The sequence below is a fragment of the Mycobacteriales bacterium genome (genome assembly GCA_035995165.1).
Lineage (GTDB): Bacteria > Actinomycetota > Actinomycetes > Mycobacteriales > CADCTP01 > CADCTP01.
In genome coordinates this window covers 1-14992 of sequence record DASYKU010000033.1, presented here as the reverse complement: position 1 = coordinate 14992, position 14992 = coordinate 1, and the positions used below count along the sequence as shown (strand labels likewise).

The 14992-nt window shown below is 72.9% G+C and carries 18 protein-coding genes; 9 read left to right on the top strand and 9 right to left on the bottom strand.

The window, feature by feature from the left end:
• The coding region (locus VGP36_06055; protein ID HEV7654286.1) for an FCD domain-containing protein at positions 1-466 on the top strand (466 nt) is incomplete at its 5' end.
• Positions 467-501: 35 nt separating this feature from the next.
• Here the strand turns inward: VGP36_06055 and VGP36_06050 are convergent.
• Genes VGP36_06050 through VGP36_06035 form a run of 4 tightly spaced genes read right to left on the bottom strand, consistent with a single transcriptional unit; the run spans position 502 to position 3989 of the window.
• The gene (locus VGP36_06050; GenBank protein HEV7654285.1) at positions 502-1161 is read right to left on the bottom strand and encodes a class I SAM-dependent methyltransferase; all 660 of its coding nucleotides are present in this window, start codon (positions 1159-1161) and stop codon (positions 502-504) included.
• Positions 1158-2180, bottom strand: coding sequence for an amidohydrolase family protein (locus VGP36_06045; protein HEV7654284.1), 1023 nt, complete (start codon positions 2178-2180; stop codon positions 1158-1160). The genes VGP36_06050 and VGP36_06045 overlap by 4 nt, the downstream gene beginning before the upstream one ends.
• Positions 2177-2869, bottom strand: a complete 693-nt coding sequence (locus tag VGP36_06040; protein HEV7654283.1) for a 4-carboxy-4-hydroxy-2-oxoadipate aldolase/oxaloacetate decarboxylase — start codon at positions 2867-2869, stop codon at positions 2177-2179. The genes VGP36_06045 and VGP36_06040 overlap by 4 nt, the downstream gene beginning before the upstream one ends.
• Positions 2870-2873: 4 nt before the next feature.
• Complete coding sequence (locus tag VGP36_06035; GenBank protein HEV7654282.1) at positions 2874-3989, bottom strand: zinc-binding dehydrogenase; 1116 nt, start codon at positions 3987-3989, stop codon at positions 2874-2876.
• A gap of 75 nt (positions 3990-4064) precedes the next feature.
• Between VGP36_06035 and VGP36_06030 the strand changes: the two genes are divergently transcribed.
• Both VGP36_06030 and VGP36_06025 read left to right on the top strand, forming a co-directional pair.
• On the top strand, positions 4065-5003 hold the full coding sequence (locus VGP36_06030; protein ID HEV7654281.1) for an ABC transporter substrate-binding protein: 939 nt from the start codon (positions 4065-4067) through the stop codon (positions 5001-5003).
• The gene (locus tag VGP36_06025; protein ID HEV7654280.1) at positions 5003-5455 is read left to right on the top strand and encodes an RpiB/LacA/LacB family sugar-phosphate isomerase; all 453 of its coding nucleotides are present in this window, start codon (positions 5003-5005) and stop codon (positions 5453-5455) included. The genes VGP36_06030 and VGP36_06025 overlap by 1 nt, the downstream gene beginning before the upstream one ends.
• Here the strand turns inward: VGP36_06025 and VGP36_06020 are convergent.
• The 4 genes from VGP36_06020 to VGP36_06005 are packed head-to-tail and all read right to left on the bottom strand — an operon-like array spanning position 5444 to position 8904.
• The gene (locus VGP36_06020) at positions 5444-6292 is read right to left on the bottom strand and encodes an alpha/beta hydrolase (protein ID HEV7654279.1); all 849 of its coding nucleotides are present in this window, start codon (positions 6290-6292) and stop codon (positions 5444-5446) included. The genes VGP36_06025 and VGP36_06020 overlap by 12 nt on opposite strands.
• Positions 6292-7116 carry a 3-methyl-2-oxobutanoate hydroxymethyltransferase gene (locus tag VGP36_06015; protein ID HEV7654278.1) on the bottom strand — a complete coding sequence of 275 codons (825 nt, stop codon included), beginning with the start codon at positions 7114-7116 and terminating at the stop codon, positions 6292-6294. Before VGP36_06015 ends, VGP36_06020 begins: the two co-directional genes overlap by 1 nt.
• Positions 7113-7613, bottom strand: coding sequence for a 3-methyl-2-oxobutanoate hydroxymethyltransferase (locus VGP36_06010; GenBank protein ID HEV7654277.1), 501 nt, complete (start codon positions 7611-7613; stop codon positions 7113-7115). The genes VGP36_06015 and VGP36_06010 overlap by 4 nt, the downstream gene beginning before the upstream one ends.
• Positions 7614-7617: 4 nt before the next feature.
• Positions 7618-8904, bottom strand: a complete 1287-nt coding sequence (locus VGP36_06005; GenBank protein ID HEV7654276.1) for a Rieske 2Fe-2S domain-containing protein — start codon at positions 8902-8904, stop codon at positions 7618-7620.
• Between the two features lie 246 nt (positions 8905-9150).
• On the opposite strand from VGP36_06005, the gene pcaH reads away from it, so the two are divergent.
• Genes pcaH through VGP36_05975 form a run of 6 tightly spaced genes read left to right on the top strand, consistent with a single transcriptional unit; the run spans position 9151 to position 14124 of the window.
• Entirely contained in the window at positions 9151-9870 is a 720-nt protein-coding gene (pcaH, locus tag VGP36_06000) for a protocatechuate 3,4-dioxygenase subunit beta (protein ID HEV7654275.1), read from the top strand.
• Positions 9867-10436 carry a protocatechuate 3,4-dioxygenase subunit alpha gene (pcaG, locus tag VGP36_05995; protein ID HEV7654274.1) on the top strand — a complete coding sequence of 190 codons (570 nt, stop codon included), beginning with the start codon at positions 9867-9869 and terminating at the stop codon, positions 10434-10436. The genes pcaH and pcaG overlap by 4 nt, the downstream gene beginning before the upstream one ends.
• Entirely contained in the window at positions 10433-11587 is a 1155-nt protein-coding gene (pcaC, locus tag VGP36_05990) for a 4-carboxymuconolactone decarboxylase (GenBank protein HEV7654273.1), read from the top strand. The genes pcaG and pcaC overlap by 4 nt, the downstream gene beginning before the upstream one ends.
• Positions 11584-12765 carry a thiolase family protein gene (locus tag VGP36_05985; GenBank protein ID HEV7654272.1) on the top strand — a complete coding sequence of 394 codons (1182 nt, stop codon included), beginning with the start codon at positions 11584-11586 and terminating at the stop codon, positions 12763-12765. Before pcaC ends, VGP36_05985 begins: the two co-directional genes overlap by 4 nt.
• Before the next feature lie 58 nt (positions 12766-12823).
• Complete coding sequence (locus VGP36_05980) at positions 12824-13483, top strand: 3-oxoacid CoA-transferase subunit A (protein ID HEV7654271.1); 660 nt, start codon at positions 12824-12826, stop codon at positions 13481-13483.
• Entirely contained in the window at positions 13480-14124 is a 645-nt protein-coding gene (locus tag VGP36_05975; protein ID HEV7654270.1) for a 3-oxoacid CoA-transferase subunit B, read from the top strand. The genes VGP36_05980 and VGP36_05975 overlap by 4 nt, the downstream gene beginning before the upstream one ends.
• Here VGP36_05975 and VGP36_05970 read toward each other — a convergent pair.
• Positions 14121-14992, bottom strand: an 872-nt coding sequence (locus VGP36_05970) for an ABC transporter ATP-binding protein (GenBank protein HEV7654269.1), incomplete at its 5' end; no start/stop codon positions are given. The genes VGP36_05975 and VGP36_05970 overlap by 4 nt on opposite strands.

Below are 14992 nucleotides of genomic sequence, written 5' to 3'. Positions count from 1 at the left end.
ACGGCTCGGCGCGGGTCTGGCCGACCTCATCAACCTGGCCCCGGTGACCGCGGTCGAGGTGACCGAGGCCCGGCTGGTGTTCGAGCTCGGGATCATCCCGATGATCGTGGAGCGGGCCACCGAGGACGACATCGAGGACCTCCGGCAGCTGACCAAGGAGCACATCGCGGCGCTGCGGCGGGGCGACTACACGATGGCCAGGTCGGCCGAGTTCCACAACCGGGTCGCCAGCTGCACCCACAACGCTGCCATCGAGATGCTGATGCACTCGTTCCACGGACCGTTGCTCATGTCACTGCGGGAGGCGGCCACGGCCGCGCCGCTGATGGGCCAGCGCGGGACGTACGAGCACCGCGACTTCGTCGAGGCGATCGCCGAGCGGGACGCGGCGAAGGCGACGGAGATCATGCACCGGCACCTCAGCCGCACCGCCAAGCGCCTCGCCCGCGCCGCCGACCCCGACTAGGCCGGCGGCCCGGCCGAGGGCCGACCGGAATAGCTTCAGCCGTTCTTGCGGGCCATGAACAGGCACGTGTAGAAGGAGCGCCACGGCATCGCGACGTCGGTGAACCCGGCCGCCGCCAGTCCGGACAGGTGCTCCGCCTCGGTCGGCAGCGGCTTGTCATGGCTGTGCCCGGTGCCCTCCTTCTTCGGCGGGATCAGCGCCTTGCGGGCGTCCCGCAGCCGCCGGTTCCAGGCCCCGGGCGACAGCACGTGGTCGAGGTTGACCAGCCAGCCGCCGGGGGCCAGGTGCGCGGCCGCCTCCGTGTAGAACCGCGCCAGCGTGGCCGCGTCGAAGTGGTGGCTGGCCCGCGAGGTCGTGATGACGTCCGCGCCGGCCGGCAGCGGCGAGAGGTCCTCGATGCCGACCAGGCGGTAGTCGATCCGGTCGCCGTAGCGGGCCAGCTCCGGGCGGGCGATGTCCTCCATCGCCGGCGAGACGTCCGTCCACACGCCCCGGGCCGACGGGAACGCGTCGAGCAGGGTGGCCAGGTAGTCCCCCGGCCCGCTGCCGACGTCGACCACGAGCGCGGTTTCCGGCCGGTCGGCGGCCACGATCGTCGCCGACATCCGCCGCGGCACGACGAGCATCTCCTTGAGTGAGTCGGCCGCGGTCCAGCGCGCGGCCAGCTTCTCGTCCATCCACTCCGACGTGGTCATGTCGCTCCTGAAATCAGGCGGGCCGCCAACCTCGGGTACACCCGCAGCGCGTTGCCTTCGTAGATCTTGGTTCGGTCCACTTCGGACAGCGGCGCCGCGTCGACGTACCGCTTGGTGTCGTCCCAGTGAAAGCCGGTCTCGGGGTCGATCCCCCGGACGGCGCCGATCATCTCCGAGGCGAACAGGATGTTGTCCGCGTCGATGACGTTCACCAGCAGGTCGACGCCGGCCTGGTGGTAGACGCAGGTGTCGAAGAAGACGTTGTGCATGACGTGGTCGCGTAGGTGGGGCTGCCCGAGCCGGTCGGCCAGCCCGCGGTAGCGACCCCAGTGGTACGGCACCGCGCCGCCGCCGTGCGGGATGACCAGCCGCAGTTGCGGGAACCGGCCGAACAGGTCGCCCTCGATCAGCTGCATGAACACCGACGTGTCCGCGTTGAGGTAGTGCGCGCCGAGCGCGTGGAAGCTCGGGTTGCAGGACGAGGAGACGTGCACCATCCCGGGCACGTCCAGCTCGACCATCGCCTCGTACAGCGGGAACCAGTACGGGTCGGTCATCGGCGGCGAGGTCCAGTGCCCGCCGGAGGGGTCCGGGCTGACGTTGCAGCCGACGAAGCCGAGCTCACCGACGCACCGGCGCAGCTCCGCGATCGAGTCGTCGAGCGAGCCGCCCGGCGTCTGCGGCAGCTGGCAGACCCCGGCGAAATTCGACGGGAACAGCGACGTGACCCGGCCGATGAGGTCGTTGCAGGAGCGGGCCCAGGCGACCGCGACCGCCGGGTCGGGCACGTGGTGCTCCATCGCCGAGGCCTGCGGCGAGAAGATCATGAAGTCCTCGCCGCGCTCCCGCAGGGCCTTCAGCTGGTTGTTCTCGATGCTGTCGCGGATCTCGTCGTCGCCGATCCCGGGCTCCACCGGCGGCGACCCGGACGGGTCGGCCAGCCAGGCCAGCTGGGCGCCCCGGTAGTCCTTGTGTCCGGTCGGGACGGTCGTGTAGTGCCCGTGGGCGTCGATGATCACGACGTCTCCTCCGAGGCGTCGACGTACACCAGCCCTTTGTCGGCCAGCCTCGGGCGCATGTTCGAGAGGTCGAGGCTGAGCTCGCCGTCCTCGTACCGCTTGCGGGACAGCGCCTCCCGCTCGTCCCGGTCCCGGGACGCCTCCAGCACGCCGGGCGCGCTCGCCCGCGGCACGACCACCACGCCGTCGTCGTCGGCCACGACCACGTCGCCCGGGGTGACCAGCTGCCCGGCACAGACGATCGGCACGTTGACGTCGCCGAGCGTCTCCTTCACCGTCCCGTGCGCGGAGACGCAGGCGGCCCAGACCGGGAAACCCATCCGGGTCAGCTCGGCCACGTCCCGGCAGCCGGCGTCGATGACGATGCCGAGCGCGCCGTGCGCCCGCAGGGCGGTGGCCAGCAGCTCGCCGATGTAGCCGGCCTGCGAGTGCGAGGTCGGCGCGACCACGAGCACGTCCCCACGGCGGCACTGCTCGACCGCGACATGGATCATCCAGTTGTCGCCGGGCGGCACGCTCACGGTCACCGCGGTGCCGGCCACCCGGGAGCCCGGGTGGATCGGCCGCAGCCGCGGGTCGAGCAGGCCCGTGCGGGCCTGGGCCTCGTGCACGGTGGCCACCCCGAAGCGGGTGAACGCGGCCGCGACGAGCGGGTCGGTACGGGGCGGGTTGCGGACCACGATCGGCATCGGCTCAGCCTTCCAGCGCGGGCAGCAGGGACACGTGCACGACCCCGTCAGTCTCCTCCCCGCCCACGGCCCGGATGGCCCGGTCCACTTCGGACAGCCCGAAGGAGTGGGTGGCCAGCCGTTCCAGCGGGAACCGGCCGGAGGCGAGCTGGGCCACGGCCAGCTCGCAGGAGCGGTAGCTGTGGCCGCGGGCGCTCTTGATCGTGATCGCCTTCTCGGTGACCTTCTTGACCGGGAAGTCGGGGAACGTGGCCATCTCGCCCTGGATGACGATCGTGCCGGCGCGGCGCTTGAGCGCGTCGATACCGAGCAGGACCGGGGCGGTGCCGGCGCCGGCCGTACAGTCGAGCACCACGTCCACGCCGACGCCGCCGGTGATCTCGCGAATCCGCTCCAGCGGATCCTCGGCCTGTACGTCGATGGTGTGGTCGGCACCGAGCGCCTTGGCCAGCTCGAGCCGGGCCGCGTCCCGGGAGGTGCCGGTGACGATGATGAGCGAGGCGCCGGCCTGCTTGCAGGCGACGGTCTGGGCCAGCCCCTGCTGGCCCGGGCCCTCGATCAGGACGGTGGAGTCGTAGCCGACGCCACCGTCGACCAGCGCCCACTCGATGCCGTTGGACAGCGGCGTGGCGACGCCGGCCAGCTCCGCGGTGACGCTCTCCGGCACCTTGTGCAGCACGGCGTTCCAGGGCAGGTAAAGGTACTGGGCGAAGCCGCCCCAGAGGTGGTGCTCGTTGTCCGCGCTGGTGTAGCCGTAGCGGCGGGCGTCGGGGTTGGTGCGCCAGTCGGTGTTCTCGCAGTGCCGGTACTCCCCCGCGTGGCACCAGTGGCAGTGCATGCAGCCGACGTAGTGCTCGACGAAGACCCGGTCGCCCTCGCGCACGTTCTGCCGGCGCTGGAAGTCCTTACCGGCCCGCGAGATGATGCCGACGTTCTCGTGACCCATGATCACCGGCGCGGCGAAGGGCGGGTGGGCGTACATCTTGACGTCGGTGCCGCAGATGCCGGCCACCTCGACCTGGAGCAGGGCGCCGTCGTCGCCCACCGCCGGCATCGGGTACTCCCGGTACGACGTGGTCCCCGGCCCGGTCCGTACCGCCGCCAGCACCTGCTCGGCCATCGACCTGTCTCCTCGGCTCGAATGGTCATACAGTTTGCTATCTTTACCACGACGAGCGACTGGAGGACAGGGCCGATGGACCAGCTGCACCTCCGGGCGGTGTCCCGGACCCAGGGCAACAACCGGGCGCTCAAGGCCGGCGAGGTGACCCCGCGCGGGTACGTCCTGGACTTCGAGGAGGTGCCGGTCCTCGTCCAGGCCTTCCGCCGGATGGTCCGCACGCTCGAGTTCGACGTCTGCGAGATGGCGGTCACGACGTACCTCACCGCCAAGGCGCACGGGGTCGCGTTCACCGCGGTCCCGGTGTTCCTGGTCCGCGGCTTCCACCACGGCGCGATCGTTCGTCCGGCCGATCGGGAAGACCTGCGCCCGAAGGACCTGACGGGGCGCCGGGTCGGTGTCAACCGCGGCTACACGGTGACGACCGGCGTCTGGGCCCGGGAGATCCTGCGGGCCGAGCACGGCCTGGACCTGGACGCGGTCACCTGGGTGCCGTCCGGCGACGAGCACGTCGAGGCGTACGTCCCGCCGCCGAACGTCCGGCCCGCGCCCGGCCTGGACCTGCCCGCCGCGGTCGCCGACGGCGAACTGGCCGCCGCGGTCGGCGTCGAGGCGGACAAGCCCGAGCTGGCGCCGCTGATCCCGGACGCCGCGGAGGCCGGGTACGCGGCGCTGGCCGCCCGCGGCCACTACCCGGTCAACCACCTCGTCGTGGTCCGCGACGACCTGCTGGCCGCGCACGACGACCTGGCCGCGGACCTGTTCGAGGCGTTCGCCGAGTCCAAGCGCCGGTACGTCGAGGCGCTGGACACGCTGCCCGAGCCGACCGCGGTCGACCGGATGCACCGCCGGGTCCGCGAGATCACCGGCGCCGACCCGCTCCCGTACGGGCTGGAGCCCAACCGGGCCGTCCTGGAGGAGCTGGCCCGGGCCGCGGTCGACCAGCACATCCTGGCCCAGCCGCCCGACCTGGACGCGATGTTCGCGCCCGGCACCCGGGAGCTGGTGGGCTGATGCGGATCGCCATCGCCGCCGACCACAACGGCCTCGCGATCAAGGCCCGGCTGATCGAGCGGCTCACCGCCGAGGGCCACGAGCTCGACGACCGCGGCACGCACGGCGACGAGGTCGTGGACTACCCGCCGCTGTGCGAGGACGTCTGCCGGCAGGTGACCGAGGGGCCGGCCGACCGCGGGCTGGTCGTCGGCGGCAGCGGCGCCGGCGAGGTGGTCGCCTGCAACAAGATCCGCGGCATCCGGGCCGGGCTGGCCGCGGACGCGTTCACCACCGAGATCTCCCGGGCCAACAACGCCTCGAACGTGCTCGTGCTGGGCGCGAAGGTGATCACGCCGGAGCAGGCCGACGAGTACGTCGGCATCTGGCTGCGGACCGTCTTCCGGGGTGGGGTGCACCAGCGCCGGATCGACATGATCGCGGCGCTGGAGCGCGGCGAGTCACTGCTGTAGCAGGAACTCGATCACCCGCGCGGGCGCGTTCCCGGCGGTCTGGTCGGCCACCGGCACGTCCCAGTACTCGGCGCCGGGCAGGCACTCCTGCAGGTACCGGGCGGCCGAGGGCGCGTGCGAGGCGTCCTGCCCGGGCACGATCAGCGCCGGAGTGGACAGTGCCATCAGGTCCTCGGGCTCGACCCCGCAGACCGTGTCCCGGTCGAACAGCAGCCGCCCCATCGCGGTCACCATCCGCGTGTACCGGTCGGGGTCGACGGCGGCGAACTCCGCAGCGAACTCGTCGTCGGTCCGCAGCACGGTCACCCACGGCCCCACCCGCGGATCGCTCGCGAACTGGGCCGGGCCCGACCGCGCCAGCTCGACGACCGCGGGGAGGCCCGCCGAGGCCACGTACGCGGCGTGCGCGGCGAAGCGGGACAGCTGCATCAGCCGGTAGCGCGGGCCGCCGGCCGGCGAGTAGAGCACCACCCCACGGGTGCGCGACGGGTGCGCGACCGCGAACGCCGCCGCGGTCGAACAGCCCACGCAGGCGCCGATGAGGTGGGCCCGCTCGATGCCGAGGTGGTCGAGCAGGCCGACCCCCTGCGCGACCCAGTGCGACCACCGGATCCGCTCCAGCCGGCCGCCGGAGCGACCGGACTCGCGCCGGTCGAACGCGATGCAGGTGAAGTGCTCCCGCAGCCGGGCCGTCAGCTCGATGCGCGGGTAGATGCCGTGCCGGGTCCAGTTCTCCAGCGTCGAGTCGAAGCCACCGGGCGAGAACATCAGCAGCGGCGGACCGTCCCCGGAGACCTCGTACCGGGTCGCGATGCCGTCGACGGTGGCGACCGGCATCAATCCGGCACCGGGATGCCGCCGCGGATCTGGGTCGCCGCCCGCACGTCGGCCGCGTACGCCCCGATCGCGTCGAAGGTGGTCCGGGCGACGTCCGCGTACGTGTCCGGGGGGTTGTCGAGGCCGGCGGCGGCGTACCCGATCGCGGCGTGCGCCATCCGGACCCGGCCGTCCAGCCAGGGACCGCCGCCGAAGCCGCCCAGCACCGGGATGGAGACCGAGCGGGCCACCTCGGCCCCGACCACCGGACCGGAGTTGGTGAAGTCCAGCAGGGCCGCGCCGGCCTGCTCCAGCGCCTTGGCCTCGGCGACCAGCCTCTCGGCCATCTCCGGCGGCACCTGGGCCCCGGGCCGGGCCATCGCGGCGTAGTCCAGGCCGAGCCGCAGCGCGCTCTGCGGGGTCACACCGAGCTGGGCGAAGACCGGGATCCCGGCCCGGTCCACGGCCCGGACGGCCTCCAGCTGGTCGGCCGCCCCGTCGAGCTTGACCAGGTCGACGCCGGCCTCCTTGACCAGCCGGATCGCCGCCTTCACCGCCTCGGCCGGCCCCTCCTGCAGGGGCCCGTACGGGAAGTCGCCGCTGACCAGCGCGCGGTCCACGCCCCGCCGGACGGCCTGGCAGACGGTGATCATCTGCTCCAGCGTCACCTCGAACGGGTTGGTGTGGCCCCAGAGGTTCATCCCGACGGTGTCGCCGACGGAGACGATCTCGACGCCGACGCGGTCCACGATCCGGGCGATCTGGTAGTCCCAGGCCACCACCCCGACGATCTTGGTGCCCTCGCGCTTCATCCGGGCCAGGTCCGCGAGCGTGACCCTGCTCATGCCCCGACCGCCGCCAGCAGCTCGGTCGCGTCCCGCCGGTCGTCGGTGACCAGCAGGACCCGCGCGTTGGGGCGCAGCGCCGCCAGCGCCGGACCCGACTCGCCGTTGGCGTCCAGGATCAGGCCGGCGGTCATGATGCCGCGCAGCGTGCAGGCGTTGCCGATGGTGGAGGCGGCGGCCGCGCCGCGGCCCTCGGTCGCGATCATCATGACGAAGTCGGCCTCGGCCAGCTCGTCCGACAGCCGGACCGGCTGACCGTCCACAGTGCGCAGCTCGATGTCGGCGAAGTCGCCGCTGGGGCCGTCGGCGCAGCCGAGGAAGCGGGCCGCGTTCCAGTCCTGGCCGGCCAGGTCGCGGACCATCGCCATCGCGCCGTCGTCGAGGGCGACCACGCTGGTGGACCGGGGCGGCTGCGGCTTGGCGTCGATCCGGTAGCGCGCCTCGGCCGCGGTCGCGGCCCTCGCGCAGCTGTTGGCCAGGATCTGGCGGTTGCTCACCGGGTCACACCGAGGTCTGCGGGACGCCGGGGATGGCGCTGACGGCGCTTCGGGCCGTGTCCAGGAAGGACTGCGCCTGGGGCAGCACGATCGCGGCCGAGCGGACCCGGTGGTGGGCCGGGTCGACGCCCGGCGGCACCGTGCCGTCCTCACGCAGGGCCAGCGCGGCGTTGAGCAGCTTGCGCCGGGCCTTGATGATGCCGCTGTCCGCGGAGACCAGCCGTTCCTTGCTGCGGTCCACGATCGGTCCCATGCTCTCCTGCAACGACGCGTCCTGGATGGCGATGCCCTTGATCCCGGAGAAGGTGTCGCCGCGCCGCTGCGCGGCCCGGTCCATCAGGTAGTCGTTGTCCTTGTTGGCCAGCGGCCGGTACGTACCCGGCTCGTACTCGTTGTGTACGCCCATGCCGTCCTTCATCGCCTGCAGCTCGGTCTCGGTCAGCGCCCGGGTCGGCAGGTAGTCGAAGGTGAAGACCCAGCAGTTCTCGTCGTCGATCGGCACCCAGAAGTGGCCGTGCACCGGGTGGTCGGCGCGCGGCGGGACCATCGTGAACGCCGGCATCACCCAGGGCGTGATCCGCCAGTAGTACGACCCCTGCTCGGCGTTGCGCCGGACGCCCACGAACAGGCCGCCGTCGGCGTCCACGACCTCGAAGAACGGCCGCATGTCGTTGAGGTTGTAGTCGTTGCCCTTCGACCCCTTGAACAGCGGGTCGTTCTTCAGACCGGCGTTGTGCAGCCAGGACACGTGGCTGGAGTCGATGCCGCCCTCCAGCGCCTGCAGCCAGTTGCTCTCCTGCCAGCGCTTGGACGTGTACGTCTGCTCGGCCGGGACCTGGCACCACTCGAACTCCGGCAGCGGCGGCCGGTCCGCCGGGTCACCCATGAAGGTCCAGAGCACCTCGCCGACCTTCACCAGCGGGTACGCGGTCAGCCGCACCTTCTTGCAGAAGCTCGAGTTCTCCGGCTCGGACGGGACCTCCAGGCAGGCGCCGGTCACGTCGTACTTCCAGCCGTGGTACGCGCAGCGCAAGCCGCCGACCTCGTTGTTGCCGAACCAGAGGGAGGCGCCGCGGTGCGCGCAGAACTCGTCCAGCAGCCCGTACCGCCCCTCGCTGTCGCGGACTGCGATCATGCGCTCGGACAGCAGCTTGACCCGGACCGGCGGGCAGCCGTCCTCGGGCAGTTCCTCGGCCAGCAACGCGGGGATCCAGTAACGCCGGAACAGGTCGCCCATCTCGGTGCCCGGGCCGGTCCGGGTCAGGAGTTCGTTGACGTCCTGCTTGAGCATCTGGACCGCCTCTCGCCACCGTCCACCCGGCGGGTACCGACTTCGTCAAAGACTACAGGGAACTATTGAATAGTAATACCATTCATCCATGATGCAACGGATACCGTGACCCCGATCCGTGTTCCCCGCCGGCGGGCTCGCACACCTGGCCGCGTGTCGCGAGGCTGTCGATGGTCGCACGGGAGCCGCCCAGCTCGTAACGTGCTCAAGGTGGTTGACACCGCGCCGCCGGGCGACACCCAGTCCATGATCAGCGCCGAGATCGCGGCCCTCGCGACCGGGTACGACGGCAGGGCCGCAGCCGGTCCGCTGCTGGACTACCGGCCCTATCGAAGCAGCGTGCTGCGGCACCCGGCGTACCCGCCGGTGCCGGTCGACCCGGAGGGGGTCGAGCTGGTCGCGCCGGTGTTCGGGCCCCAGGACGTGGACCCGGGCGAGGCCGACCTGACCGCCCAGCACCCGGGCGAGCCGCTGGGCGAGCGGATGATCGTCACCGGCCGGGTCACCGACGGCGCCGGCCGCCCGGTGGCCGGCCAGCTGGTCGAGATCTGGCAGTCCAACGCGGCCGGGCGGTACGCGCACGGCCGGGACCGGCACCCGGCCCCGCTGGACCCCAACTTCACCGGCACCGGTCGCTGCCTGACCGACGCCGACGGCACGTACCGGTTCGTGACGGTCAAGCCGGGCCCCTATCCGTGGCGCAACCACCTCAACGCCTGGCGGCCGGCGCACATCCACTTCTCGCTGTTCGGGACCGACTTCACCGAGCGGGTGATCACCCAGATGTACTTCCCGGGCGACCCGCTGCTCGCGCTCGACCCCATCTTCCAGTCCATTCCGGACACTGCCGTCCGGGACCGGCTGCTGGCCACGTACGACCACGAGGTCACCCGGCCGGAGTGGTCGACGGGCTACCGCTGGGACATCGTGCTGACCGGACCGCGCCGGACCTGGGTGGAGTCATGACCGAACCACTGCCCTCGACCCCGGGTCAGACCGTCGGGCCGTTCTTCGGTCTTTCCCTGCCGTACGGGGACGGGCCGCGGCTGGTGCCGCCGGGCCACCCGGACGCAGTCCGGCTGCACGGCCGGGTCCTCGACGGGGCCGGCGACCCGGTCCCGGACGCGCTGCTGGAGCTCTGGCAGCCCGGCCCCGACGGCGCGGTGCTCCGCCAGCCGGGGTCGCTGCACCGGGACGGCTGGACGTTCACCGGCTGGGGCCGGGCGGCGACCGACAACGCCGGGCAGTGGTCGTTCAGCACGCTGCGGCCCGGCAGCACCCGACCCGGCGGGGCGCCGTTCTTCGCGCTGACCGTGTTCGCCCGCGGCCTGCTGGACCGGCTCTGGACCCGGATCTACCTGCCCGGCGCCCACCCCGACATCGACCCGGCGCTGGCCGCCGACCCGCTGTTGTCCGCGCTCCCGGCCGAGCGCCGGGCCACCCTGATCGCCACCGTTGAGCCGGCCGGGTACGCCTTCGACGTGGTCCTGCAGGGCGAGCGCGAGACGGTCTTCCTGGACACGGCCCGATGAGCGCGGTCCCGGTCCTCACCGGCACCCCGCTCGGTCCGGCCGGCCCGGGCCGGCCGCTGCTGCTGCTGGGCCCGGCCATCGGCACCAGCGCGGCGACGCTCTGGGCCCGCTGCGCCGCCCAGCTCGCGGCCGACTTCGAGATCCTGGCCTGGGACCTGCCCGGGCACGGGGCCTCGGCGCCGGCCGCCGACGGGTACTCGATCGCGGAGCTGGCCGAGGGCGTGCTCGCGCTGGCCGGGCCCCGGCCGTTCGTCTACGCCGGCGACTCGATGGGTGCCACGGTCGGCCTGCAGCTGCTGCTGGAGCACCCCGACCGGGTCACCGCGGCCGCGCTGCTCTGCACCGGGGCGAAGATCGGCACGACCGGGAGCTGGCAGGACCGGGCCGCGCTGGTCCGGGCCGAGGGCACCGCCGCGGTCGTCCCGCTGGCCGCCGGGACCTGGTTCGCGCCCGGGTTCGCCGAGCGGGAGCCGGCCGTCGCGAGCGTGCTGCTGGAGGCGCTGGCCGGCGCCGACGACGCCAGCTACGCCTGGGCCTGCGAGGCGCTGGCCGGCTTCGACGTCCGGGACCGGCTGGGCGAGATCGCGGCGCCGGTGCTCGCGGTGGCCGGCGCGGAGGACACCCGGACGCCGGTGGACGGCCTGCGGCTGATCGCGGACGGCGTCCGGGACGGCCGGCTGGCGGTCCTGGACACGGTCGCCCACCTGGCCCCGGCCGAGCAGCCCCGGGCCACCGCGGCCCTGGTCGCAGGGCACCTGATCGGGCGCGGCCGTACCCTCGAGGACGTGCAGGCGGCCGGTCACGCGGTCCGCCGGGAGGTGCTCGGCGACGCCCACGTGGACCGGGCCGTCGCCCGCACCACCGGGCTGGACCGCGACTTCCAGGACTTCATCGAGCAGTACGCCTGGGGCTCGATCTGGACCCGGCCCGGGCTGGACCGGCGCAGCCGCTCGATGGTCGTGCTCACCGCCCTGGTCGCCCGCGGCCACCACGAGGAGCTGGCGATGCACCTGCGGGCCGCGCGGACCAACGGGCTGACCCTGGAGGAGATCACCGAAGTGCTGCTGCAGACCGCGATCTACTGCGGGGTCCCGGACGCGAACACCGCGTTCCGGATCGCCCGGACCGTCTTCGAGGAGGACACCCCGTGACCGAGGCCTACGTCTACGACGCGGTCCGGACCCCGTTCGGCCGGCTCGGCGGGGCGCTGGCGAAGACCCGGCCGGACGACCTGGCCGCCTTCGCGGTGCGGAGCCTGCTGTCCCGCTCCCCCGGCCTGGACCCGGCCATGATCGCCGAGGTGACGCTGGGCAACGCCAACGGGGCCGGCGAGGAGAACCGCAACGTCGGCCGGATGGCCGTGCTGCTGGCCGGGCTGCCGCTGTCGGTCCCGGGCTCGACCGTGAACCGGCTCTGCGGCTCCAGCCTGGACGCCGCGATGGGCGCCTCCCGCATGATCGAGACCGGGGACGCGGACGTGGTCGTCTCGGGCGGGGTCGAGTCGATGACCCGGGCGCCCTGGGTGCTGCCGAAGCCGGACAAGGCGTTCCCGACCGGCAACCTGGCCGCGGTGTCGACCACGCTGGGCTGGCGGCTGACCAACCCGGCCATGAACCCGGACTGGACGGTCTCGCTGGGCGAGGCCTGCGAGCGGCTGGGCGAGAAGTACGGCGTCAGCCGGGAGCGGCAGGACGCCTTCGCGCTGCGCTCGCACCAGCTCGCCGACAAGGCCTGGACCGACGGCTTCTACAAGGACCTGGTCACCCCGATGCCGGACACCGGGCTGGAGCGGGACGAGGGCATCCGGCCCGGGTCCACGCTGGAGAGGCTCGCCTCGCTGCGCCCGTCGTTCCGCCCGGACGGGACGATCACGGCCGGGAACGCCTCCCCGCTCAACGACGGCGCCTCCGCGGTGCTGCTGGGCTCGGCCGCGGCGGCCGACTCGATCGGGCGTTCGCCGCTGGCCCGGATCGCCGGCCGGGGCGCCAGCGCGCTGGAGCCGCAGTACTTCGGGTACGCGCCGGTCGAGGCCGCGAACCAGGCGCTGGCCCGGGCCGGCATCGGCTGGTCCGATGTGGGCGCGGTCGAGCTGAACGAGGCGTTCGCGGTCCAGTCGGTGGCCTGCCTGGACGCCTGGCCGATCGACCCGGAGATCGTCAACACCCGCGGCGGCGCGATCGCGATCGGGCACCCGCTCGGCGCCTCCGGCGGCCGGATCCTCGGCACCCTGGCCGCGGTGATGACGGCCGACGGGCACCGCTGGGGGGTCGCGGCCATCTGCATCGGCGTCGGCCAGGGCTTGGCCGTCGTCCTGGAGAACGCGGCATGACCGGGGCCATCGTGGCCGCGCCGGGCGGCGCGTCCGGTCCGGACCGGACGGACGCCGAATGACGGCGGCGATCCTGGACGAGGCCGACGCCGCGGTCGCGGACGTCCCGGACGGCGCCACCGTCCTCATCGGAGGGTTCGGCCCGGCCGGGCAGCCGATCGAGCTCGTCGACGCGCTGCGCCGGCACGGCGCCCGCGACCTGACCGTGGTGAACAACAACGCCGGCAACGGCGACACCGGGCTGGCCGCGCTGCTCGCCGCCGGCCAGGTCCGCAAGATCGTCTGCTCCTTCCCGCGGCAGACCGACTCCTGGGTCTTCGACCGCCTCTACCGGGACGGGAAGATCGAGCTGGAGCTGGTCCCGCAGGGCAACCTGGCCGAGCGGCTGCGGGCCGCCGGGGCCGGCATCGGCGCGTTCTACTGCCCCACCGGCGTCGGGACGCCGCTGGCCGAGGGCAAGGAGCACCGCACCATCGACGGCCGCGACTACCTGCTGGAGTACCCGATCCGGGGCGACTTCGCGCTGATCAAGGCGTACCGGGCGGACACCGCCGGCAACCTCGTCTACCGCAAGACCGCCCGCAACTTCGGGCCGGTGATGGCGGCCGCGGCGACCACCACCGTGGTCCAGGTCGGCGAGGTCGTGGCCGCGGGCGAGCTGGACCCGGAGGCGGTCGTCACCCCGGGCATCTACGTGGACCGGGTGGTGACGGCATGACCGGCGAGCACACCGACCGCGGGCCGCTGGACCGCGACGAGCTGGCCGCGCTCGTCGCGGCCGACATCCCGACCGGCTCGTACGTGAACCTCGGCATCGGCCTGCCCACGAAGGTCGCCGACCACCTGGAGCTGGGCAGCGGGGTCACCCTGCACACCGAGAACGGCATGCTCGGCATGGGCCCGGCGCCGGCCGAGGACGAGGTCGACTGGGACCTGATCAACGCCGGCAAGTTCCCGGTCACCGAGACGCTCGGCGCCTCGTACTTCCACCACGCGGACTCGTTCGCGATGATGCGCGGCGGGCACCTGGACGTCTGCGTGCTCGGCGCGTTCCAGGTCTCGGTGGGCGGCGACCTGGCCAACTGGCACACCGGCGAGCCCGGTGCGATCCCGGCCGTCGGCGGCGCGATGGACCTCGCCATCGGCGCCCGCTCCGTGTTCGTGATGATGCCGCTGTTCGCCCGGGACGGTTCGCCCAAGCTGGTGGACAAGTGCACGTACCCGCTGACCGGGGTCGCCTGCGTGAGCCGGGTCTACACCGACCACGGGGTGTTCATCGTGGACGGTGACGGCGTCGAGATCCGGGAGACCTATGGGATCTCTGCGGCAGACCTGCGCTTCCGCCTCTCGCTCTCCTAGTCGACGGGCACCAGCGCGAGGCGGTCCTGTTCCAGGGTGAGCAGGACCGTCCGGCCCGGCTCGACCGAGACCGCCGGGTTGCCGCGGGTGCGGACCTCGGTCCCGCCGACCCGGACCACGTGGTCGATCGTGTCGCCCTGGAACGCCCGGCTCACCACCTCGCCGGTCCACTCCCCGGCCGCCGCCTGCTCGCCGTCGTCGGCGCTCCGGAGCCGGACGGACTCCGGCCGGATCGAGACGATGACCTCGCCGCCGACCGGGATCGCCAGGGCCGAACGCAGCACCAGCGGGCCCGGGCCGGTGTCCACGGTCAGCTCGCCCGCGCCGGCCGCGGTGACCGTACCGGGCAGGAAGTTGGACGAGCCGATGAACTCGGCCACGAACCGGGACTCCGGCCGCTCGTAGATGTCGCGGGGCCGGCCGATCTGCTGGACCTTGCCGTCCCGCATCACCGCGATCTTCGACGACAGCGCCAGCGCCTCGGTCTGGTCGTGGGTGACATAGACCGAGGTGACGCCGAGCTCGCGCTGCAGCCGCTTGAGCTCGAAGCGCATGTTCTCCCGCAGCTTCGCGTCCAGGTTGGACAGCGGCTCGTCGAGCAGCATCAGGTCAGGACGGGTGACCAGTGCCCGGGCGAGAGCCAACCGCTGCTGCTGCCCGCCGGAGAGCTTGGTCGCCGGACGGTCAGCCAGCGAAGCGAGCTCAGTCACCTCGAGCACCCGCATCACCTGCTCGCGCACCGTTGACCGATCGGGGCGGTTGCGCCGTGGCATCACATCGAGCGGGAACGAAACGTTGCGAAAGACGGTCATGTGCGGCCAGATCGCGTACGACTGGAAGACCATGCCCAGGCCGCGCCGGTTGACCG